Annotated in this window: 27 protein-coding genes; 2 read left to right on the top strand and 25 right to left on the bottom strand. The window is 44.6% G+C overall.

Annotated features, from left to right (window positions below; all coding sequences use genetic code 11):
- Nucleotides 1-24 precede the first annotated feature (24 nt).
- Complete coding sequence (locus tag ACQK2L_RS24470; protein WP_425399669.1) at nt 25-687, bottom strand: hypothetical protein; 663 nt, start codon at nt 685-687, stop codon at nt 25-27.
- 302 nt (nt 688-989) lie between these two features.
- Here ACQK2L_RS24470 and ACQK2L_RS24465 point away from each other — a divergent pair, with 302 nt between their 5' ends.
- Nucleotides 990-1,907 (top strand): YifB family Mg chelatase-like AAA ATPase, encoded by a 918-nt coding sequence (locus tag ACQK2L_RS24465; RefSeq protein WP_425399668.1) that lies wholly within the window; start codon nt 990-992, stop codon nt 1,905-1,907.
- Between the two features lie 45 nt (nt 1,908-1,952).
- On the opposite strand, the gene ACQK2L_RS24460 is transcribed toward ACQK2L_RS24465, so the two are convergent.
- From ACQK2L_RS24460 to ACQK2L_RS24345, 24 genes are all read right to left on the bottom strand, one after another.
- Nucleotides 1,953-2,750 (bottom strand): hypothetical protein, encoded by a 798-nt coding sequence (locus tag ACQK2L_RS24460; RefSeq protein WP_425399667.1) that lies wholly within the window; start codon nt 2,748-2,750, stop codon nt 1,953-1,955.
- Between the two features lie 139 nt (nt 2,751-2,889).
- Nucleotides 2,890-3,309, bottom strand: coding sequence for a hypothetical protein (locus tag ACQK2L_RS24455; protein WP_425399666.1), 420 nt, complete (start codon nt 3,307-3,309; stop codon nt 2,890-2,892).
- Between the two features lie 185 nt (nt 3,310-3,494).
- Complete coding sequence (locus ACQK2L_RS24450; protein WP_425399665.1) at nt 3,495-4,559, bottom strand: hypothetical protein; 1,065 nt, start codon at nt 4,557-4,559, stop codon at nt 3,495-3,497.
- A 14-nt stretch (nt 4,560-4,573) separates the two neighbouring features.
- Nucleotides 4,574-5,476 carry a hypothetical protein gene (locus tag ACQK2L_RS24445; protein ID WP_425399664.1) on the bottom strand — a complete coding sequence of 301 codons (903 nt, stop codon included), beginning with the start codon at nt 5,474-5,476 and terminating at the stop codon, nt 4,574-4,576.
- 7 nt (nt 5,477-5,483) lie between these two features.
- Nucleotides 5,484-6,938 carry a hypothetical protein gene (locus ACQK2L_RS24440; protein WP_425399663.1) on the bottom strand — a complete coding sequence of 485 codons (1,455 nt, stop codon included), beginning with the start codon at nt 6,936-6,938 and terminating at the stop codon, nt 5,484-5,486.
- A 255-nt stretch (nt 6,939-7,193) separates the two neighbouring features.
- On the bottom strand, nt 7,194-7,499 hold the full coding sequence (locus tag ACQK2L_RS24435) for a hypothetical protein (protein ID WP_425399662.1): 306 nt from the start codon (nt 7,497-7,499) through the stop codon (nt 7,194-7,196).
- Complete coding sequence (locus ACQK2L_RS24430) at nt 7,499-7,927, bottom strand: phage tail tube protein (protein ID WP_425399661.1); 429 nt, start codon at nt 7,925-7,927, stop codon at nt 7,499-7,501. The genes ACQK2L_RS24435 and ACQK2L_RS24430 overlap by 1 nt, the downstream gene beginning before the upstream one ends.
- Nucleotides 7,928-7,966: 39 nt before the next feature.
- Nucleotides 7,967-8,374, bottom strand: coding sequence for a hypothetical protein (locus ACQK2L_RS24425; RefSeq protein WP_425399660.1), 408 nt, complete (start codon nt 8,372-8,374; stop codon nt 7,967-7,969).
- Nucleotides 8,375-8,381: 7 nt separating this feature from the next.
- Nucleotides 8,382-8,771 (bottom strand): HK97-gp10 family putative phage morphogenesis protein, encoded by a 390-nt coding sequence (locus ACQK2L_RS24420; RefSeq protein WP_425399659.1) that lies wholly within the window; start codon nt 8,769-8,771, stop codon nt 8,382-8,384.
- A gap of 9 nt (nt 8,772-8,780) precedes the next feature.
- Nucleotides 8,781-9,134 (bottom strand): phage head closure protein, encoded by a 354-nt coding sequence (locus ACQK2L_RS24415; RefSeq protein WP_425399658.1) that lies wholly within the window; start codon nt 9,132-9,134, stop codon nt 8,781-8,783.
- Nucleotides 9,131-9,637 (bottom strand): head-tail connector protein, encoded by a 507-nt coding sequence (locus tag ACQK2L_RS24410; protein WP_425399657.1) that lies wholly within the window; start codon nt 9,635-9,637, stop codon nt 9,131-9,133. The genes ACQK2L_RS24415 and ACQK2L_RS24410 overlap by 4 nt, the downstream gene beginning before the upstream one ends.
- On the bottom strand, nt 9,634-11,595 hold the full coding sequence (locus ACQK2L_RS24405; RefSeq protein WP_425399656.1) for a LamG-like jellyroll fold domain-containing protein: 1,962 nt from the start codon (nt 11,593-11,595) through the stop codon (nt 9,634-9,636). Before ACQK2L_RS24405 ends, ACQK2L_RS24410 begins: the two co-directional genes overlap by 4 nt.
- 40 nt (nt 11,596-11,635) lie before the next feature.
- On the bottom strand, nt 11,636-12,919 hold the full coding sequence (locus ACQK2L_RS24400) for a phage major capsid protein (RefSeq protein ID WP_425399655.1): 1,284 nt from the start codon (nt 12,917-12,919) through the stop codon (nt 11,636-11,638).
- Between the two features lie 110 nt (nt 12,920-13,029).
- Nucleotides 13,030-13,605, bottom strand: a complete 576-nt coding sequence (locus tag ACQK2L_RS24395; RefSeq protein ID WP_425399654.1) for an HK97 family phage prohead protease — start codon at nt 13,603-13,605, stop codon at nt 13,030-13,032.
- Nucleotides 13,566-15,119 (bottom strand): phage portal protein, encoded by a 1,554-nt coding sequence (locus tag ACQK2L_RS24390; protein WP_425399653.1) that lies wholly within the window; start codon nt 15,117-15,119, stop codon nt 13,566-13,568. Before ACQK2L_RS24390 ends, ACQK2L_RS24395 begins: the two co-directional genes overlap by 40 nt.
- A 19-nt stretch (nt 15,120-15,138) precedes the next feature.
- Complete coding sequence (locus ACQK2L_RS24385; RefSeq protein ID WP_425399652.1) at nt 15,139-16,758, bottom strand: terminase TerL endonuclease subunit; 1,620 nt, start codon at nt 16,756-16,758, stop codon at nt 15,139-15,141.
- A 37-nt stretch (nt 16,759-16,795) separates the two neighbouring features.
- The gene (locus ACQK2L_RS24380) at nt 16,796-17,170 is read right to left on the bottom strand and encodes a P27 family phage terminase small subunit (RefSeq protein WP_425399651.1); all 375 of its coding nucleotides are present in this window, start codon (nt 17,168-17,170) and stop codon (nt 16,796-16,798) included.
- Entirely contained in the window at nt 17,160-17,462 is a 303-nt protein-coding gene (locus tag ACQK2L_RS24375; protein WP_425399650.1) for a hypothetical protein, read from the bottom strand. Before ACQK2L_RS24375 ends, ACQK2L_RS24380 begins: the two co-directional genes overlap by 11 nt.
- A gap of 94 nt (nt 17,463-17,556) precedes the next feature.
- Nucleotides 17,557-17,940: a hypothetical protein gene (locus ACQK2L_RS24370; RefSeq protein WP_425399649.1), complete on the bottom strand. Its 384-nt coding sequence runs from the start codon at nt 17,938-17,940 to the stop codon at nt 17,557-17,559.
- Between the two features lie 261 nt (nt 17,941-18,201).
- Nucleotides 18,202-18,468 carry a ribbon-helix-helix protein, CopG family gene (locus ACQK2L_RS24365; protein WP_425399648.1) on the bottom strand — a complete coding sequence of 89 codons (267 nt, stop codon included), beginning with the start codon at nt 18,466-18,468 and terminating at the stop codon, nt 18,202-18,204.
- Between the two features lie 39 nt (nt 18,469-18,507).
- Nucleotides 18,508-19,041, bottom strand: coding sequence for a hypothetical protein (locus ACQK2L_RS24360; protein WP_425399647.1), 534 nt, complete (start codon nt 19,039-19,041; stop codon nt 18,508-18,510).
- Nucleotides 19,042-19,506: 465 nt separating this feature from the next.
- Nucleotides 19,507-19,794 (bottom strand): hypothetical protein, encoded by a 288-nt coding sequence (locus ACQK2L_RS24355; RefSeq protein WP_425399646.1) that lies wholly within the window; start codon nt 19,792-19,794, stop codon nt 19,507-19,509.
- 205 nt (nt 19,795-19,999) lie between these two features.
- Nucleotides 20,000-21,601, bottom strand: a complete 1,602-nt coding sequence (locus ACQK2L_RS24350; protein WP_425399645.1) for an AAA family ATPase — start codon at nt 21,599-21,601, stop codon at nt 20,000-20,002.
- Between the two features lie 77 nt (nt 21,602-21,678).
- Nucleotides 21,679-21,876, bottom strand: coding sequence for a hypothetical protein (locus ACQK2L_RS24345; RefSeq protein ID WP_425399644.1), 198 nt, complete (start codon nt 21,874-21,876; stop codon nt 21,679-21,681).
- 116 nt (nt 21,877-21,992) lie between these two features.
- Here ACQK2L_RS24345 and ACQK2L_RS24340 point away from each other — a divergent pair, with 116 nt between their 5' ends.
- Entirely contained in the window at nt 21,993-22,316 is a 324-nt protein-coding gene (locus ACQK2L_RS24340) for a hypothetical protein (protein ID WP_425399643.1), read from the top strand.
- The last annotated feature ends 30 nt before the right edge of the window (nt 22,317-22,346 follow it).

Raw genomic sequence — 22,346 nt, 5'->3', positions numbered from 1 at the left:
GCTAGGCATGCCCAGCAGGTTGATTTAGTTGGATTGCGAACTGGTACTGGTGGTGCCAGCAGGCAATACGGCCGGCTTGCGATTCTCGATGTACGAATTACGCTCGCCATCGACCATGCTCGCCGCCCGACGTGGGCTGCGAACGAAAGTGTCCTGAACGATGGCTTCGCCTTCATCCAGCTGCAGACCATCGGCGAACTCGGTTGCCTTGGCGATGCGATCCTGGGTGATGTCGTCGCTCATCGATCGCTCGACGAATACCTGACGACGGCTCGGAGGCGACTGGGTCAAAATCCACTCGATCTTGAGCTTGCCAGCCTTGGTGAGCTTGCCAGTTTCGTGGTCAAAGTGGTGGGCGCCCAACAGGTTCTGACGACGCCAGCCGTTGACCACCATGATGTCGAACGGACCGTGCGCCCAAACTCGGTCGGGGCAGACATACGGATAGGGCCACATGGCGTTGGCCGCGCGACCGTTCTCCAGGTGGTTGTAGAGATCGTGAGCAGCCCCTTTCACGGGGCGAGGCTGAGCGCACGCTCCCTGCGAGCAACCATCGCCACAGCTACCACCTTGGGTGCCCCAGAACGCGGAGGCGGGAGCAGCCATGATCGCAGTCGTCAGCAGCCCAGCAGGCAGCAACGTGGCCAGGCGGCGGGAGACGGTCCGAGCTGTGGTGATCGCTTGCATAATACCCTCGTACCCGACACCGCGGGCGATTGTGAATTGGTCTGGCGGGGAGACGTGGGAACCGGCGCGCTCGTGCGGCGGGTACCCAACTGCGAACAGTATCGACCTTCTCTGCGCCGCAGCTACGGAACTTGTGGCAGGACGCGTTTAGTTTGCGCAATTCGCCCAGGTTTACGGGCAACGAGGTCCTTCCTGGGGCAGAACTTGCGGATTTTTCGAATAAACGCGCATGCGGTGCTTGCATGGAAGTGAACGCATGGATATAGTGTACGCACGTATTGTTCGTCGCCGAGGGGGCACCGATGCTAGCTCGCATTCACACCTTCAGCCTAGTCGGAATCGAGGCCTTGCCGGTCGTGGCCGAGGTCGACGTGTCGGGCGCGGCCATCCCCAAGACCATCCTCGTTGGCCTTCCCGAGGCAGCGGTCCGCGAAAGTACCCATCGCATCGCCAGGGCGATGGTCAACAGCGGCTTCGTCCGCCCGCAGGACCGCGTGGTGATCAACCTGGCTCCAGCCGAGCTACCCAAGCAAGCTGCGTCGTTCGATTTGCCCATTGCGCTGGGCGTGCTAGCGGGTAGCGGTCAGATTGCCTCGGAGCGGCTTAGCGAGTACGCGGTAGTGGGCGAGTTGGCGCTCGACGGAACCATGCGACCGGTCAAAGGAGTGCTATCGATGGCCATGGCTGCGGCGCGCATCAAAGGAGTCTGCGGCTTGGTGGTTCCCAAGGACAACGCACCGGAGGCCGCGGTGATCGAAGGGCTAGAAGTGATCGCGGTAGACAGCCTGACGCAGGCGGTGGGTTTCTTCGGCGGCAACATTGACATCGAACCCGAGCCTTGCCGCGTGCGCGAACTATTCGACGAACATGGCAGCTACGAAGTCGACTTCGCCGACGTCCGCGGGCAGGAAATGGCCAAGCGGGCGATCACCATCGCGGCGGCCGGTGGTCATAATCTGCTGATGCTTGGTCCGCCTGGCAGCGGCAAGACGATGCTCGCCAAACGAGTGCCGACCATCCTGCCGCAGCTTACGCCTGAGGAGTCGGTGGAGACCACGCGCATTTATAGCGCGGTGGGGCGTTTGAAAGCCGGCGAGCCGCTCATGGCGCGACGCCCGTTTCGTTCGCCCCACCACACGATCAGCAACGCCGGGCTCGTAGGCGGCGGGTCGACACCCGCGCCCGGCGAAATCAGCCTCGCGCACAATGGGGTACTATAAGGGGCTATTTCGAGTCAAGTTCTAGGCGCAAAAAACCCCAAGCGATCAACTATCCTCTCTTCGACCCCTGAAATAATCTTCCAATTTATGAGCAAATCGGGGTCTAGCTTCAGTGGTCCACTGGTACGCCTGATCTACCAATAAAAGATCAGAGGGGGCAAAGCCATTTAAAAGCCGCCAACGGCTGCGATACCGTCTATCAACGGCTCTTCCGTGGTAAAAGTGTTTGCAAGTTGTTGGTAAACAACTGATCCTCTTAAAGACTTCTGAAGCTTTGACTCCCCATTGCTCCCATTCTTTTTTTAGCTCTCTTGGTACGTTGTGTCGCCATGCATTGCCACTGGCTCCACAATAGAAAGCAGAGTCGCCGCTACCAACTATACAATAGTCAAAGAATCTGGTTGCTTCTATGTCTTCTCTTTTTGCGCACCAAGCCAAACCATTTCCGCCATTGCCCCCAAGTGTAATTGATCTCACTTGGTTTTGCTTTTCTCTTTTGCAAACAGAGAACATCTGAACCAAATCGTATTTGGTTAATGCAGTTTCAACTTGTTTGCAAAAATCATTCTCCCAAACAATGTCGGCATCGATCCAGCAAACGATCTCGCAATTGGGGGGTAAATGGTCTAAGGCAACGTTTAAAAGTCTTTCTTTTTGCCAGAGTAGATCAGGGGATTGTAGATGAATAGCGTCATCAATTTCATTTGAATTCAATTCAACTGTAATCAGTGGGCAATGTAGCTTAGCTCTGAACTGTTGGTAGTTTCTTAGTCTGCTCTTCCAGCCCAACGGATTGTAATAAGAGGTAATTGCACAGATCATTTTTTCTTTTTGCAGCCGCACCCTTTACGCTTAGGTAGCGTTCTAAATTTTGGTTTAACGCACCTGCGCTTAAATCCGTTCTCAAAATCACGGATTAACTCGTACCCACAGTTAAAGCATTTGGTGCCTTTTTTAAAATTTGAAAACTCGCAGAACAACATTAGGGGTATACCAGTTGGATTGTTACAGCAATGTTTGTTGTGTCGCACCCAGGCCCCACCTGTAGTACGTCGGGCAGTTCAATCTCATCGCCGTTGCAAAGTTGTTGCAAAATCTCTTCTGTCAAATCAACCGATTTGATTGCGTAAGGATCAGAGGCAAATTGTGGTAGCCAACCACCAGCCAAAATGATTCTATCTGGCCCTGTAGGAACACCAGCGGCGGGCGGATACTGGAAGTTATAGACAACACCACAAGTCAAATAAACATCTCTAATACTACAAAAAGTCAAAGGTATCTCCCTTGCTCCAAAACCAATAAGTGCAGGACCGCCAAAAAAATATCCGCAACCATCGACATCGTTCATTTCGTCCCAACTGGCGTAAGCATAGATCGTCGATAGCTCGCCGCTCTGATTCATATCAGTACACTCCCCACAACCATCATTGGCAATTCCGCTAACAGTGACTATACAACTTGGACTGTTGGCAGTAGAAACCTCTTCGTGTGCTCCTAGGTTATGTCCACGATCAACTTGCAAGCATGCTTTGATATCTCCGCACCAAGTACAACAGCCGCACCCGTCACCGGGTTGAAACATATTCCTCACGAGTCCCCCTCACAATCTTTGTAGATTATTAAGTCTACTAGAATGCCGTTTGTATCAGGGGTGGGTACAGCAACAACGCTGGAGCCAGAGGCAATCTCGTTTACACTCTTATTGCGCCAAACCTCGATTACACTTGGTGTTTGCTCGGCCTCGATTGCCGTCGAGGAAATAAGACTTACCTCAAATACATTTACCGAGCCTTGCCCCCACGTATCACCAACACGACCTGTGATTACCTCCGTAGTGTAACCGTGCTTAGCGTAGGCTGGTTGCGGTGGTTTTACCCAAAGTACAATCCAGCTTTCGGAGCTTTGCTCCCAACTCAAAACAACTTTGTCGCCATAGTTTATGGATAGGTCAAAATCATTTTGTACGTCATCAATGGTTGTTTCTGGATAGAAACCATCTTGAGCAACAACATTATTGACGTTAAATTCTGCATACGAATTTCCGGCGTTACTTTCTTCTGTGGCTTCTGCGATTAGTCGATAAGCAGAGTTGCTTGCTATAGCGTGGTACTCACCGCCCGCAGCATAGTAGGTCAAAACAGATTCTTCCCAAATCGTCTTCCCCTTGTAATTACAAACTGTTACTGTTGGCGGTGACGATCCCGAAGAATTCCCACATTCGGAAATGGTTAGGGTTGCAACCATTCCCGTATCATCAACATCGATTTGATCGATGGCTTCGCCTTTATAGACGCTTGTGCCTGCACCACCTTTTACAATCCAATACGTGCCGCTGATAGGCTCCCGAATTAGATTGACGTATTCGTCAACAGCAATGGTGTCTGTTCCAAATTGATACACGTTAATCGGATAGGTGCCAGCGTCTAAATCACCATCGGTATCTAGGGTATAGATAAGTGCGATACCGTCGCCGGGCGTGGTTCCATCAATTGCACTTACCTCGGAGGTAATCCGACCAATATAAGTTTCAATTGGGCCGCCAGCGTCTCTAGCTGTTGGTGTTGGTGGTGGGTTAAATTTCCCACCCTCGTAATCTCCCAACAGCTTCTTTATTCTCGCAACGTCTTTTGGCTTTAGAAAATTTACATTCATACTCTATGTATGAATTAACTAGCAAAACTAGTTGGCAAACTTAAGGTACCAAACGTTGCGGTTTTGTAGATGTTGAATGGCCCCAAAATCGCTGGCTCTGTATCTGGATAACCCGTACCGTCAAGGTTGCCGATTGCTGGGTTACCATCTTCTGTTTTAAACTTGCGTGTGCTTGATCCAACCCCGATAGGATAAAGATAGTAACTACCTTTATCGAGGTAACTTAAAAGCCAACTATCCCTAAAAGCAAATCGATATTTGATTTTTAGGTAAGGGAAGTCTGTTCCATCGGGGAGTTGCTTTACCATTCTTTCAACACCGATATCGTCACACCTAACTTGACCAGCGGTTGCAGTCCAAAAGGTATCAGCATTAGTTGCGTCGATGTAAGTATTTGCTAGTGCAATTACATTAGTCGCTAGAGCTTCGTTTCTGGTGAATTCTAAGACAGCCCAAGACTTTTGCTTTGTGGGGTAATTTTCTAATGCCTCGCCAGCACTGGTTAAAAAGACTGTTGTTGGCACGCCGGAAGAATTTACAGCCCAAAACGCTGTTACCTGTTCTTTTTCAGTGCTCATAACGATCTCAACAGGATCGTTTAGCGGATTGCTCCAATCGTCATCATAATCGGCTGTTTCATAATCAACTTCTACGATCCACTCTAATGCGTTCTTTTCTTGTCTGGTGGCTGTTCTTGATATTACTTTTAATAACGTGTGCTGTTCTGTCCCACCGTATTGGTAGTATTCTCGTGCTGCTGGTATCGATGCATTTGATAAAACTTCGGCTGGACCATCATTGATAGAATCAGAGTACAAACTGAATCTGCGTCTAACAGTAATCGATGTCTCTTCTATTCCGGTATTATGCGTTAACTCTGGACTTCCGGGTAATTCGTTTCTAAATGTTACAGTCACTCTCCCCCTATAGATTTGCTGCCTCGGCAACAATCTGTCGTTTGCGTGCTAACCGCTCTTGTAGCAGTTGCATTTTTCTTAAATGTTCTCGTGTTGCCTCTAGTGCTTTTAACTCTTTGTCTCTTCTGGCTTGCTCGCCTCGCTGCTGTGCAGCCTCGACGATCATCCTCGCATATGCGTCAGAGCCGGTTGCAATAAACTGTGGTGCCACTTCTGCACCTGATCTCAAAGCAGCTTTGATTTTGTCAGCAATGGCAGCATCATCAACATCAACAATGTCACCAAGTTTAACTGCATCAGCACCAAAAAGTTTTTTGAGTCTATCAGCCTTAAACTTTTCAAAGTCTTGAGCAAGCGACATAGCAAATTTGTCTCTTTCGTCTTTTAGAGTTTTTGCTAATTCAGACTCTTCAAAGCCAAGTGCTGTATCCCAACTGAATTGGAAACCGTCACCGCTCAATAGGCTTTTGAGTTGCGATCCAAACTCACTTAGGTTTTTGCCTAGGTTGGAAAAAATTCCTTTTATGTGGTCAGCCCAAGCAACCAATTCATAAGACACGTTTTTAATTACAAAACTCCAAGCCTTACCCATGTTGTCTACGGCAAATTCAATGACCAACATTTGTTCCTTAAAGGAATTGAAAAACGCTGTTACCCTTACATTAATCTCTGTTACAAAGTTAGCGGCTGCTCTAATCAGTGGAGCAAAGACGCCTACTAAAGATGTACCTACACCTTTAAGCGAGTCTTTCATTTTGCTAATTGCTTGTGTTGCTTCCACAACACCAGCAGCAGATTCTTTACTTACAACCAAACCTAATCGCTCTGCCTCTGCGGTAAATTTGGCAAGGCCCTCGGAACCCTGATCTAGCAAAGGTAGAATCTCTGATCCTGGACCACCAAAAAGCTCTTCAGCCAAAAAGACTTTTTCGGCTGTACTCTGCACTTTGCTTAGAGCGTCAGCCAGTGTTGCAAACTGTTGGTCTGGTGAAAGATTCTTGATATCCTCAAATTGAATTCCCAATCTGGCCAAAGCATCAACAGCAGGGCCAGACCCTAAGGCAGACAACTCGCCCAATCTGATCCCCATCTCTTTAAATGCATCTGTCAACTGTTCAGAATCAACACCTGTTTGTCTGGCCGCATATCCCAAAGCAGACAGAGTTTCAATCGAGGCCCCTGTTATTTGTGACATACGCTGTAGTTGCGTGATCGTCTCAAATTGTGAAAAGCTCAAGGCAGCTAGGGCAGTAACCGCAGCCGTTGCGGCTGCGCCTAGGGCCAACAAACCTTGACCTGCAAGTTTGGTTGCTTTTAAGAATCCTGATCCTAGTCGTCCGCCCAAGTTCTTTACCGAAGCACCAAAAGATTTGATCTTCTCTTTTCCTTTGTCCAGTCCTTTAGACAGACCAGAGATGTTTGCTTTTAGCAAAATGTTTAAGTTGGAGATTACTGCGGCCATACAGTATTTAGCACTAGCCACAAAAAAACCCCCGCTGTTAGCGGGGGTTTTTCTTCTTTGCTTGTTCTATGAATTGATAAAGCTGATTGCCTGTTAATGGCTTCTCTTCTGGCTCGCCAGTAAGCAGCTTATGTTTTGCCGCCATATACAACATCCAGTCTGATATATGCCGCCATGTAACTTGCTCTGGTATGAAATCAGGATGTATTGTTTTTGTGATCTCGCAGAATCGAAACAAAACCAAATCAATATCACTTAGTTTTTTTTAGAGTCTAATCCGCTCACTTCGTTCACGGCTTCTACCAACTCGTTTACAACTTCCATCGGATAGTCACCAAAATGTTTTTCACATTCTTCAACCGTGTTGAAAAGCTGGTGGCCAGATTCGTCAACAATGCATTCTGTTAGAAATTCAAAAGCTACAACCAAACCGTTACTTTCCTCTGAAAGTCTTTTGATCGTTGATACTTTTAATGGCTTCACAAAAACGGAATCATCTAGGGTATCAACTCGTTTTTCAACAGGTTTTGGTTTGTATGTGTGTTTAAGATCAAATGGCATTAGCTACTGCTCTCCTCAAATCCAGGAGCACCAGTAACTTTGACACCAACCTGCATAGCAACGCCATCATTTCGAGGCACGTTTAGGGCCAAGTTGTTGACGTACCCTGCAAAAACTTGTGTATCGCTTCCGCCTGTCTCTGTGCTGTAAGTGATTTGCCAAGTTGCAACCGCTCCAGATTCGTATAGATCAGCTACGGTTTGGCTTGTGCCGTCATTCGGATCATATAAAATTTCTAAATTCAGATTGCCACCAGCTTTTGAGCCTGCAACAAATTGATCGTATTCATCGCCCAAGCAAGTTACATCAACGTCTGCTCTTGTGGCATCAACGCTGAAAGCATTTCTGATACATCCAACTGCGGTAAAAGAGCTACCGCCAGCGGCATCGACGGAAAGTATTTGATTGTTTCCAATTCTACGGTCCATAAAAGTAAACCTCTAATAGTGTTTACTTTTATGTATGCGTCAGTGGATCATTTCCACAAAAAGGGAAGCTATATAAATCCCCTCTGATCTGCTGCTCTTTGGCTCGTAATCGTCAGAATGATCTGTGATATCGATATTAAAAATTCTGACTCCACCAACAGTGCCAGAGTAGCCGTTTAGACCCTTTACCGCAGCAGCCATCAGCATCGCTAAATCGATTGAGTTCGATATACATTCGATATCAAACGATGTTGTCTGTATATCGGCCTCACCGTTTAAACATAAACTAGGCTCTGCACCAGTGCGGTAATACATTATGCGATCTGGCGGAGCCGTCTCGTCAGAAGTGGATTGTTGTATCGAACCAATAGCAGAACAATCGATTAAGCCTTCGCTTTGTAATGTTGTGCCGGAACATAATAGGGTACGTAATGCAATGTCGATCATACCCTAGTTAGGGTCTCTTCATTGATTTTTCTATTTCCTCTTTAATGATCTCGGTTGCTTTCTTTAGTGCTTTATCGTCATTAGCCTTAGCTGCGTCTGTCAAATGCTCTTTTGCTCCAGTGTTCTTTGTTCCCAATTCGAGCATTGAAGAATACCGCAATCCAACTGAAACGACTTTTGTGCCTACCCAAACCCTGCTGCGTGGAATTGATCTTACTTTTAGTGATTTCAAAAACGCACCGGTGTCTTTGCTCTTCTTGGCTTCTTTTTTTGAAGCTTGCAAGAGGATTTTGTTACCGGCCCTAGATGCTTTTCTGATTGCTTTCTTTTGCTCGGCTGCTGCCAACTTCTCTAGTTTTTTGATTAGCTTTTTGTCGCCTTGTAAATCAAATCTCATTGGCCCTCTTTAAATTGGAACTGTTTCAATTGGCACTATTTCGTTTGATTTTGTTGCTACAATCTCTTGCCAAAAGTTACGCTCTTCAACATTGTTGATTGAATCGATGTAGTAAAAAGCTCCACTGAATAAAATTCGATCTCCCAACGACACGCCACCGTGATATCGAATTACAAATTTGTGTGTTGATTCTGGCACGAGTTGCCGAGCTTGCTCTAGCTCTGTGCCTGAGAGCTGCTCAATGTGCGCTGGTACGTTGGTATAGAGGTCTTCCCAATCAGTGCTTGTCGGCCCACCCCTGCTGCCAGTAGAAGCAGTGCGATACGCAATATCAATCTTGTGTCTTAGCTTGCCAACTTTCATACGATTAAGCCTCTTCTATATGCAGCAATGATTCGATCAATCTGTTTTATTTCGGAAACGTTTCCTTCTCGTTGCTCATTCCAAATCGTACACAATTGTAAACAAGCTTGTTTGATTGCTGGCGGTATATCGTCTGAATCTACACCGCAAACCATAGTGATCTTAACTGCGTCAACTCGATTGGTGTACGTTTGGGGCCATTGGATATTGGGGCCAGCCAGGGGCACATGAGATTGATACCTAACAAAAAAGTCAGTCAACTCTTGTAATACATTGTCGCTATCGTAGTAGTCAATTGTTACACTTTGCAGTGGTGACTTTGGCAACGTGATGAATCCGCTGGGAAAGCAAGGCAACCAATACAAATACGTTGAAGCTGTGTATTTTTGATTTGTTTGCGTTTCGATCCAGTCAGTAGCCTGATCGATTAACGCAGTTAATCGATCATCATCGGTATCTAAATCAATATTCAAATGCTCTTTTAAGTCGTCTAAATCGATCATGTTATTTTTATCAAGGTGCGAGTTGAGGCGAACGGAAAAAAGATTGTAAACGCATTAGTTGCTGTGCCGCTTAATCCAATGCCGCCGCTACTTGTATATACAAAGCCGCCAACAAAACTCGCTGCGCCGCTCAAGTCAACTGTGCCTGAGCCAGTAAAACCAATTGCGGGAGTAGACCAAAACGATTGATTATCGAGCCCCATCGCATAAACGTCATCAAGCCAAGCGTCTGATTTGGTGGCAGAATAATATTGAACGTTTTGTATTCTCCCCGCCCAAGCAGCGATGCTCGCTGTTTCTCTTGCTCCAATTCTCAAATAATCATTTGCGGTATTGACAGAGTTGCCGCCGCTTGCCTGCTCTGCTGTGCCATTTACGTATAGCCGATTATCTGCCAACGTAGTGCCGTCAAACGTAACAGCAACAAAGTTCCAAGAATTCAGATTTAAAGATAACGAACTAGTGTAGCCACTGCCTTGCAGCTCTATTCTTGCTGTGAGGTCGGTGGTTGCTAATCGCCAAGATCGTCCTGCTACTCCGTCATTGCCAGCACAAAAAAAGTAAAAAAAGCCTGTGGCTGTATCAGGATAAACCCACGCAATTAATGTGCGTGGGTTTGAGCCTGCGGCTATGCTTGGGTTTGAGCCTAGATCAATATATTGATCTGACGAATCGTCAAAATCAGTTGCCTCGTCTATTTGTCCAGTAACACCGCCTAGTGTAATACTATTAGCCCCAGTGCCATTTTTTTCTTTGTACGATCTGTCATTTGCATCTGTGGCTAATGGCCAAACGCCTTGTATGTAAGAAGAATATGCCCACTTGCTTCCGATTAGCGAATCAGGGTCAATGGAGTCTAGGGCTGCTTGTGGCGGATAAATCTTAAATGTTTTGGCTTCACTCCATTCGCCCAAAAAGAAATACAATCTACCAGTTTGATTAGAGGGATCGAAGTTAGGCCAATCCGCAGCAAAGTAATTGCCATCATCATCAGCTACTCTGCCTTTTGAACCATCGGTAGTATCAACTTGATCCCACCATGTTTGGGGCATGTTCTCTAAATCAAACTCAAAAGTAAATTCTTCGTGCGTTTCGCTTGGCTCGGGCGCAGTAATCTCGACATACAAAGCTGTAGTGTCCGGTGTTAAAACGTCTATAGTGAATAGACCAACGCCACTTTCGTCCGAATCGCTGTATTCTGTCATTCCAATCCATTGCGTATCGGATGTTTTCACTAGGTCAAGGTCACCTCCCTTAATTGGCAAAATACGTAGTCGATTTTTTGTCCAATTTGTTAAATCGTCGGATTGATAACAGGCGACGTTGTAATTTGGGTGGGCGTCTGTGTTGTCACAAAAGAGAAAGTATTTATCTCCTAGTTTTATAACATCGGGGTCACCAGTGCCCCGATCACCTAAATCAACAGCGTTAGCTTGTTGTGTGGCGTTTAATAGGTCAAAGGCTGGTGTTGTCCAATGTGATAATACGGACGCAGATACAGAACCAAATGGATTGTCTGCGTCCTCGGTGTAAATGTGAACTGTTTCGGTTTCGGCGTCATAATAAACACCGCAGTCACCTTCGTTATTTAAGACTTGGCCGAGCCTAGTTATGTTTTCCAGGTCGGGACCAGTCCAAACCGCAGTTGTCGTGTCGTCGCCATCGTTTTGATATAAAACAAAAGTGCCATCTGACCGCACAAAGTGATCCTGAAATGTCGTTTCACCAGAGACTTCAATTTCTGAATGCCAATCTGCGTCAAGCAATGTGAAGGTAGAAAAATCTGCTGTGCGGTAGAGCTTGAAAGTCTGATCGTTGTTGTGAAGGATCAGGCAGCGATACTCGTTGTCCCCAAAATGAATCTTGTCAAAAATCAAGGGATCAAACGTATTGGAGCCAAAAGGCTCGTTTACAAAAGTTAGATTAAAAGGGACCATACGATATTTATGCTTGCGCATAAAAAAACTCCCCCTGCTGTGCAGGGGGAGTTTGAAAACATTAGCTGTCGCCAGATAATGTACCGGTGGTTAGGTGCTTAATTGGTGCTTGACCAGCATCAACTAATTTACCGTCAACTCTGGCGTAAGCCAGTATACCAACGCTAAGTTGGTCGATCCATCTCTCGTTGGCTCTCAATATACGAGTGTTACCAGCGTAACGAATCTTGTAAGCAGCAAAATCACCAAAAGCAATTGGTGTTTTTTCCTCGCCAGGGGCCATGGTGTCCATGTCGTTGTTGATAACGATTGGTTTACCAAGCAAGCTTAAACTCGGGGAAGCGTCCATTCCTGGACCCCAAATTGGCTGGCCAGTAGTGTCTTGCAGCCGTTGGCATAGATGATTCAAAGTCGAGTCGTTCATCATCCACACGCAGTTAGGGCTGTTCCTATATGCGGCATCAACCGAAAAGTATAAATCATACAAATTCTCGTCACTCAATAGGTTGCTGTAGCCAGTTGTGCCCTGAGTAGTGGAAGCTGTAAAGCCAGTTGGCTCGGTTGTTCCAACCCCTGTAGTAAAGTCTTGGTTTAAGGCTCGCCCTAAACGTTGACCTAAAGCACCACCAATAAAACTGAGCACATCAAAAGATGCGTCTTCGATGAGGCTTAGCGAAACAGGATAAACAGCAGTTTTGATCTCGTAACTTGATAGAACTACTTTTCCAAAACTCATTCCAACATTTGAAACGGTTTCAGCTTGTGCGGAGTAAACAGGGGCACTTGCTGTATCGTCAACAGTGGCGAAATGAATGCCCTCGCCTGTGCTGGTGCGAATAACAGTTGAGACAGATTCCACACCACCAAAAGCTTTTTTAGCAACTTCTAGCGCTTGAAACATGCTGTCGTTGGTTGCGTTCTTTCCTTCTCCAGCAACATCAGATGTTTGATCTCTAACAATATCAAAACTGTCAGCTTGCCAGTTAACGTTTAATTTGTCGCACGAGCGTTTCCAGTCGTCTTTGGGTTCGCACTTGCCATTGACAAGCCAAGCCTTTAGAGAGTTGTTGTGATCGTCTCTTGTGATTGCTCGACTAATCCTAACCGCTGGTGCTGTACGATCAGCGTGGGGATTAGGTGGCAGCAAATCCTTTAAACGTTCGCTTCTTTCAAGAGTTGCAATTTCATTTGCTAATTCTTTTTGAACTTTATGTAGCTCGTCATATCTTGCAATTTCATCATCAGTAAAACTGCGTTTCTCTTCTTTTGCTTTTGCAGCCAACGCTTTCATTTCGTTGACTGTATTTTCTCTGTCCTCTCTTTTGAGGGTTAATTCAGACTCCATTGTTAAATCCAAAAACGAGCAATACTCGGCTGCTCTATGTCTGGATTTATATAGGCACGTAGCAAAAAAAAATCCCCCGCCAATGGCGGGGGATTTTGGACCACAAGGGTTTACAACAATGTGCTGCGTCTTATTCTTTCTTCTGTTTCTAGTCGTCTTATGTCCCTAACAACCGCTTCGGTCCCTCGATAAGCCGGTCGATTCACAATACTAATCTCTAATAGCTCGGTAATCTCTTCGATCGTTCTTATGAATTCATTCCCGCTTCTTTTCATAGATGTATTGCCATTAGCTTGGAAAGACGCCCCTTTTGCAAAACCCTTAAGTATTTTGGCTTTCACTTTCTGGTGGTCTGGATCGTCAGCATCAAAGGGGATTTCAAAGCTGATACCACGATCATCTTTAATCAGGCTCAATGATCCATCCTCGGTTTGGCCTAACATAAAATCTTCGTTGTGGTTGTACCAAGCCATAATGTTTGGAGTGTTTTTTAATACATTGTCAAAAGCAGTGCGGCTGATACGCTCTCTTACATTTGGCATAATTCGATATTCTGTTTCTTCCTGTCCATTGAAAAAAACCACCGCATAGCCTCTAAAAAATTCTTGGTTGCCACTTCGAACAAGCTCGATAGGCTTAGAAGTTGTTATTTCCAAATTTGATTTGCAATCTCTTGTGATATCCATTTTTCCTCTATTATTTGTTGTCTGTACTCGGGCAACACGCTGTTGATTTCATCCGCTATTGACTCAAGTAAATCTAAAAGCGGTGTTGCCATCCCTGGCAAAGCATCCCTGCAAACACCGAAATGCTTTTGCAGAATGCCATCCTTAGCCATACTTTTTATTATTCTTGCTTTTAATCTATCTAGTGTTGCTATTGTCAAAGCTTTTGCACGTTCAACGGTTTGATCTTCAGTTTCTTCTACTGGCTCTTCTACTGTTTCCTCTTGATCGTCTACAACCTCTTCTGTTGGTTGATCGTCAACAGGTTGTGTTGGTTCTGGCTCTTTGAATAACTCTGTTAAGTTTGCAGGGCTGACAAAATGCATTGATCCTGGATCAGTTGTACGGTTTATTTTCTGGCGTAATTCTTCCCAACTTATTGCACCAGCTTGAAACTGTGTAATTAACATTTGCTTGTAGGATGGATCAGAAGCAAACAATGAGTCTCTATCAAATTCGATAAAGCATCGTTTTTTCATTCGAGGCTTTATGAGCTTATTGCAAAATTCAATTTCTAATTGAGTCAACCAAGCATCTAAGCACAAATTAAGAAGAGCCAAATTCATTTGCTCCAAAGAGCTATAAGAGGTCATTCCCTGGCCCTGCAAAAAGCAAACAGGTAACCCAACAACGTTTGCTAGATCGATCAAAGAAAAGTTTCTTGATTCCAATAACTGCATACCATCGGTTGCACTCTCTGGCATACTAACAAGGTCCATTCCACCCTGGATAACTGCCAGCTTGTGAGCATTAGTAACACCAGTATGCCAAGCTGCCAGAGTTGCTTTTGTCTCTTCAGCTTGTTCGGGAGAAAGCCAGAATGGTACTTTTAATACTTTGTGTATGTGGGAACCGTGCTTAAACAGAATCGAAGCATACTTGGTTTGAGCGATGCTCAGACCAAGTACAGTTTTACAATTGTCGATTAAGCTTAAACCCTCGACGCCAGTTGTAAAATTAACTGAGTTTATATGGATGATATCTTCCGCTGGAAAAACATATTGCTTGCCGTCTTCCGAATTCAAACCGTACCAAATTGCAGTAAGTCTACCGTTGTCGTATTCAGTGATTGTGTAGGTATCAGCACTAGGCAGATTGTATAAACCAATGGGTGTACCAACGTCATCTCGATCAATGTACAAAAACCCTTTGCCGTGAATGATGGTTTGAGCCACCAAGTTGTGTATTACTGAAAAACTGTTGCGAAACGGGTTTGCTTTGTGGCTCAGTAGGTCGTGTACTGGGTTATTTTCATCTTCAACCCTGCCGCCATCGTCTAAGACTCGGTAGGGTTTTACCGTGCAACGACCACAAGAATCGGCAATGATCCTTACCGCTTGAAGCAGAGCAGGGATACCAGAAACCGTTGTAGGGCTGACTATCTCGCCCGTTTCTGATCTTGGCCCAGCAAATAGATTGATTAACTCGTCAGAAGAGTTGTTTGTTAATTGTATGTTTCTTTTGATTGCAACCATGTCTTATCTATGGTTGCTATTACCAAATCATTGCTAATTTCTGGCCTTCTGGTGGGGGTCCAATGCCTTTTTGCTCTGTAACCCAGTGAGCAAGAGCAAATGCAGTGGCGTCAACACTATCGATCTTGCTTTCGTCATTGGATTTTTTGACGATCAGATTATCGTTTGAGTCCCTTTTTGCCTCACAATTATCCAAGCACCAACTATACATGATGTTGTTGCGGGGGAATTTCAATTTGCCATCGTGTAGCAATCTTTCGAGGTAATTGAAGAGAGGGCTAGTTGTCGTTGTGCCCTGGCTTATGCCAACGGTTTCTATTCCTAAAGCGGCTATCTGTTGCCTGATTACCTCCATTCTTGTCTTGTCATAGTAGGCGGATCGAATCTTAAACAACATTGAATCCTTTTTGACTTGTTCTAAAAGGTATTCAGCGTCTACAGTGTCTCCCTCGGTTAAATGAAAATTGTTTGCTTGATCTTTGGCCCAATCTAAATACCTTGTTCCAGTTTTCTCTTGTTTCTTTTCCGCAACTTCTCTTGGCAAAAAGAATCGTGGAATTACAAAAAAGTTATCATCTTTTTTTGCAATCAACACGTAGGAGCAAAGATCGTAGCTAGCAGCATAGTCAAAGCCTGCTACAACTTCGCAACCATAGAAATCTGATTCACGGAAATCAGATTTACATGCATCAACAAGATTGGTCGGTATCCATTGTGCCAAGCTGCCAGTCCACAAATTGAGATACTGACGCTTAAAACTGTTCTCTTCAAATGGATTGTTTTTCGCTTTATCAAATTCCTCTTGGTAAAACGTTTTTGGTACTGTGACACCAGCACTAGGCAAGACTTTCCACCAGTTGTTTTCGTCGGTCCAATCATCTTTGTCTGTTAGAGCGTAGATGATTGGAAAACAATGTAGATCAGTGTTTTTCCCTGTTAGTATGTCTTTTGATTCTTTCCACAAATCAAAAGAGAGTGAGTCTTTATCGTGTCCTGCTGTGCTGATCGAGATGAAAAGAGAATTTCTTTTTGATCCTAAAGACGGCATTAGTCTTGAGTAAGTTTCTCTCGCAGCGTGTTTTACATGCTCGTGTACTTCGTCATACAGTAATAAGCTGGTACTTGTACCGCTTTTGCCCTGCATTCGATCCGAGCTTAAAACCTTTGCTTCTGATCCTGTTGATTCGCAGACTAGTTTTTTGTGCGATGGTACACACCTAAACGGTCTGTTGGCAGATTGCACAAAGGATTCAGAGTAATTGTAAATTATGCCCGCTTGTTCTTTTGTGGAAGCGATTACATAAGCTTCCGCACCTATGTTTTGCTCCATGGTAAACCCAAGTATGGAGCTAGTCAGAATTGATTTGCCTTGTCGACGTGGGAGCCACCAGAGGCAACGTCTAAAACGATATGTGCCGTCGGGACGATACCAACTGTAAAGCGTTCTGATTGCTGCTCTTTGCCATCTCAGAAGCTCAAACGATCTACCAGCTTTCCCGCTAAAATCGTCTGAACAGATTTTGAATCTAGATATGTATTGCTCGACAAGATCAGCTAATCGAGTGTCGACGTAATAGCCGTTGTCCCTGGCTCTAGAATCCGTGGGGAGTTGGAAAAGATCATCTTTGGTTATTTTCATTGGCCCTCGAAAAAAGCTCTAACAATCATCATCTGATTCACCCCGTTAACCCCCTTACTTTGGTCATCAAATCATCAACTTCGTTTTCTAACTCTTCTGCAACTTCCCCGCTTGCTCTAATAGAGTGCAATAACAACTTGGCGTAGCTGCTGTATGTGTCTGCACCTTGCCTAATAATCTTTAGGGCAGGGTGGGGGACTACTTGGCCCTGGCTTCCAGGTACATTGAAACTACCGCTACTGGCAGCATAGGCAGCAAGCTCTTGTGCTGCTCCCCGATATGTTTCGTAGCTGTCGGCCATGATCTCGACAAAAGAAAGCTGCACCGCTGTAAGCTCTGGCAAATCCTTAATGAGCTTTTGAAATTGTTTCTTGGCTTCGGTGCCGAGCCATTTAGGGGAATTAGTTTTCATTGTCCTCCAACAGCAAATCTTCGTCTGTAGCTTCTTTTGATAATCGAAGATGCTCTAGTAAACCTAGTTCGTTTGATTGCTCAAACCATTTCAACATTGTTCCTATTCGTTCCAATTCCTGCTGATCTAAAACAAACACTTTCGGAAGATGTTGTGCGTCTACTTTTGTAAATCGATAGCCCACATGCTTAGAGACAGTTTGCCCGTTTAGCTCTTGTGGTTCGTACCAATCAACTAGCTCGCAGCCATCAGGGGCTACACACAATCTAATATTCTCTTTTCTTGTTTCCATAATTTATTTACCTAAAACTACCCCAAAAAATACCCTCAAAAATCTACACGCTGGTGCCGCTCTTTAATCCTGTTGCTGCTCTAAAATTTTGGGGCTACCGCCTCGTTGCCTCCAAGATCGGTAGGTTTGCTTCGGTCGGAACATAGATTGTTTCGCTTGTGCCGTCCTGTAAACCCTGTATCCAGAGATAACGTAGATATGCTTCGTTATCTTGTAACGATTGTCCTATGATCTCGTTTGCTTGCGCTACACCCTTGGCACGTTCTACTTCGGCTTGTGCCAACAGACTTGCACTATCTAGTTTTGCTTTTGCTTCTTCGATAGCTACTTTTTTGCTGTACTCACTTTCTCTTAGTGCAGCCTCGCCTTTTAGTCGTTGCGAATAAACTCTATATTGCGGGAACGCCCACAAGGCACCAACGATCAGTAATGCTACAAATCCAAAAACAACAATTATCCCTTTTCCATCCATCATCATTACCCCTTTCTTTCTTTAATCGTCTCTTCAATATGACAACGCTTACATAACGCTTCCCAATTCTTATGCGGTTCAAGCCAAAACAATTCTGGCTTGCAGTGGTGTCTGATCTTGTGGTGTATTTCATTTGCTATTGCACCGCACAAAGCACACAACGGATTTGCACTTAGAAAAGAAGCTCGTTCTTTACGCCATCTTGATCCGTACAGTTTGGCTGAATCAGGGTGCCTACCATTTTTTGTTTGGTGTCTGTTCCAGGTTTTATCTCTTTGTGGCATATTGCTCCAATTGAGCAATTGTATTGTTCAACAATGGCTCCATCCCTGCTTTTACTGACTCTCTCACAAAGTGAGAGAGTGACATATTAGCTGCTTTGGCTGTCTCCACAATTCGTTTGTAGGTTTGAGGATCAACAGTGATTGTTATTCGTTCACTTTTCATCATCCCCCCAGAACCAGAATCAAAACCGCAGCAACGAATATTACAACCGATAACAAAGCAATCCCAATCGATATGCCAAGCATCCATTGGTTAAATCGTCTAAGTCTATATTCCGTTGTGTGCTCTTCACTTTTCAAAATTCTCTCTCCTATCATTCTCTATTTGTTCAGAATCTTCTGACCAGTTGCCCCATTGTTTTTCAATATTCAATGGCACTACATAGGCATCAAAAAATGAAAATATAATCGTTGGATCAGTGTCTTCTCTAGCCAAATCAAACCAAAATTTGGACGTAAGCATATCGACCCTGCGTGTTTGCTTTCTTACTCTTTTACAATCTCGGTAATGTTGGTCTGGCCGTAGCAAGACACCCTCAAATCCAACAGGGCTGGCCCACATGCGAAATTGCTCTAGTGCTTGCTCTAAAACTCTGTGGTCACCAAAATTGTAATTCTCATCGATCCAGCAAACGTAATCTGTTTGGATGTCAAATTTGAAATCTGGTGTAACAACTTGGATTTCGGGTTTTAGACTTTGCTCGTTGGCCTTTTGCATGATCGATTCAATCAAGTGTTGATTAGAACCAACAATCACTAGCGTGATTGTTGGTTCTTGTTCCTCAACGTGATCGATCTCTATCTCGTATTCTTCTTGCTCCATCGCTTATGGATTTCCTTTTTAAATTCTTTGTAGATGTCATGCAATTCTCTAATAAACTCGCTTAGGTTTAGGCCAAGCCTTTTTGCGTCTCGTTTCATCTCGTCGTGCTGCTCTTCACTTACTGCAAAAGAGCTAACGTGTTTTCCTGGTTTCTTTTTCATATGTTTTCTTTTGTGAGAAAAAACCCTACCCCTGGGGGCAGGGGTTCCCGATCAACCCGCAAGCTGCCCAAGCTTGTACTCTTCATTTGAGTACAACTGTGCTTGTTAAAGGACCACGGCAAGTTGAGTCTATTTTTATTTAGTAGCCTGCTAACAATTCTCAAAACCTTTTTTTGTGATTGCATAAGAAAAGCCAACGTGTAACACACGTTGGCTCGGGAATTGAGAATAAAGATTTACTAGGCTTCTTCTCTTAGGATGCTTGCCCCCCGTAGGGGGCAAGCGATTATAAAGGCAATCCTCTTTATGTAGTAATTGCTTCGCATATTTTAACAACCATTTGCCGATCAAGCCAAAATTCTCTTATCGCTGCAAGCACGGTAGCTGGTGCAACGTCGGCTGCTTTAGTAATTTTCTGCTGTGCTGGCTCGGAATAATCCGCAATCATCTCTGCCACTGTGCCAAGTTGATTGTGTAGCTGGCAAACAATATCGTCTGCGTGCCTGTAGACCACATTGTATCCACCCTTAGCTTTTGTAATGTCTTCTACTTTGGCCTCTGGATGAACATTCTTATGTGCTGCAATGCTCAACTCTAATAACTCGTGGTCTCCTGGATAGAATCTACATGTTTTCATTTTTCTCCAATGGCCATACTGGGGCGGTCAGCCGTTTCGTCAGACACCACTGTGACAGAGTCACAGGGCGTGGTTGTCTGACGCCCCAAATGGCCCGTAAGTTGTTTGTACGAAATAACTTCCCGTCAGACACCATAAGTGTCTGACGGAATCCCCACTGTCAAACGGGATCAAGGGGATTAATAGCAAGCTCTCGCCAGTACCAGTCAGCTTTATTAACAGCTTTATGATGCTGGGTTTGGACTATGTCAGCCTCTACCAGCTTCTCTAGTACGGGGCCAACCACTCTGGAGTGATGTAGGCCAGTGGCTTCAGCAATCTTGCTCCTAGTGGTTGTGTTATTAGCATCAACCTTATCAGCTTCAATCAACGGGATTGCGGCTAATATTCTTTCTCGTTGGTCATTTCGATCTTCACAATTCTTTTCTATTCTCACTTCGCTTGCAGTCTTGATCTCGATTTTCGATTCTACCTTTTTGAAGATAAAGGCTTCTGGCTCCGCCAGAAGCCTTCCCTTTGGTTTTAAGCGCCTTTCGGTCTCTGATACATGTTTATATTCCCAAGTTAAATCAGAGGCTCCCCGCCAGTCTGTCGAGCCACTAGCGGACCCTGATTTATTCTCGTGGTGGATAACAATAGCAGTCCAGCCAAGTTCTCTAACCACCTGTTGTATTGGTGCGAGCACTTTCCTAACTTCTGATTGTTTATTTTCCCAATCAGTAACATCGGAGAAAAAATTTTGAAATGCAGCACGGGCGGTATCGATTATTACAACGCCTCTTTTGTGCTCTGCTAATCCGCTCTTTAACAAAAGCTGTTTGAGCCAAGCTCCGCTTAGGTATGGTGGTAATCGCTTTGGCGTAATGAAGTTGTTTTCATTTTCAACAAACTTTTCACGATCAACATATTGCATCAAATTTTCTCTGGCGTAACTTGCAGGGTTCTCGAAATCTAGTAGCAGTACTGGGCACTGTTTAACCTCTACTTTGCCTAGCCATTTGTCGCCAGTCATCAAAGCAGGGATCAAAGAAAAAATCACAGTTGATTTACCTAACTTCTCTCTACCATGAAAAACAATTAGTACACCCTGCGGCAACCAATTATCAATGATCCACTCGGTAGACTGATCCTCACAGTACTCTAAAAATTCTCGGCCATTCAGAGTTGCAAACGTATCGTCTGATATTGAGTCTGCTACTATTTGTTGCACGTCTAAAGCGTATTGTTCCAAGTTGGGAAGCAACGGATTCCCAGCCTTGCTTCGATCAAACAATTGCACATGTACTTTTTGCCATCGCTGTTTTGCAATGTGCTCTGTCATTATCTTGTCATAGTAATCTTCAGAGCTTCCAGGATCGTAGTAGTTGCGACACGTATTATGTAATCCAGCAACCTCGACAATACGTATTTTTTTATCTTGGAAAGCTAGAGTTATCCTAGATGTAATTTCGTGTGCTTCTGGTAAAGTGCCTGATTCTTTGAAACCATCCAGTAGATGTTTAAGCACAATACCATAATCCCCTTTGAATGATTTTGGCCCAAGATAAGCTGACCAGCGAGCTAGTTTATCTTCTCTTGTGAGTAGGCCATTTAGCAGATAGCGAGTTGTCGTCTCGTCAGTTGCAAAGGGGCTTTCATCTTCTTTAATTTCGTCAGGGTCTTCTAACTTTTCTAATTCGATTCTTTCTTCTTTTGTAAGTTCATCAAAAAAATCGTCGTTGTCTTTCTCTTTTAATTGTGGGTTGTTTGAGTCTATATACATTAGGTCTCCTGTATGGTTCTCCTATATGGGTTCTTATTGGGTAAAACCCCCGCCACTAGGCGGGGGTTTTTTATTTGTTATTTAAGGGCCAGTCTGACAGCTCTTTTTGTCTGTAGCAGTTTGTATTGAGTGCTGTTTTCAATTTTTTTAATGTCTGCAAAAACAAGTTTATTGGGGTCTAGTCCTAATTTAGGAAACCAGCTTTTTAAACTCGCAGCCGAGACGCCTGTCAACCTAACAGCAATGTTAACAGTGATTGGATCGTTCTTTTCCATGTTCTTCTCCTAAGGGTTATTGGTTCAGGTTTATATAGTGCTGCAAATTTGTTTTTCCAAGAAAAAAAGGAAAATGTTACTTATATAGAGAAACACCTTTTAAACGGAGAGACTATATGAAAACACTAAAAGCCTACGCTCGTGTCAGCGATGACGTAATTATCAATTACTGGGCAAAGCGTTATCTGACAATGATCGGAAAAAGAAAAACGAAAAAGCAAATTGACTTGGCATCAAATGCGATTGCAAATCGATTAGCAGAAGAGAAATACATGATTGCTGACGATGGCTTTGACATATCGGCTGAGTTAATTGAAAGCGTCCGCCAAGAGTTACAGTTGACAGTCAACAAAGAGGCGGCGGCACAACGGCAAGGTCACGAGTTGGAGTTGCTAAACGGCGAAACGAAAAGTAGATTTGGCATCGTGCCAACTGAATGAGTCCGATTCGTGCGTTTCGACAAAAAACCC

This window comes from Aeoliella sp., from assembly GCF_965227375.1.
GTDB lineage: Bacteria > Planctomycetota > Planctomycetia > Pirellulales > Lacipirellulaceae > Aeoliella.
This window is presented reverse-complemented; position numbering and strand designations above follow the sequence as displayed.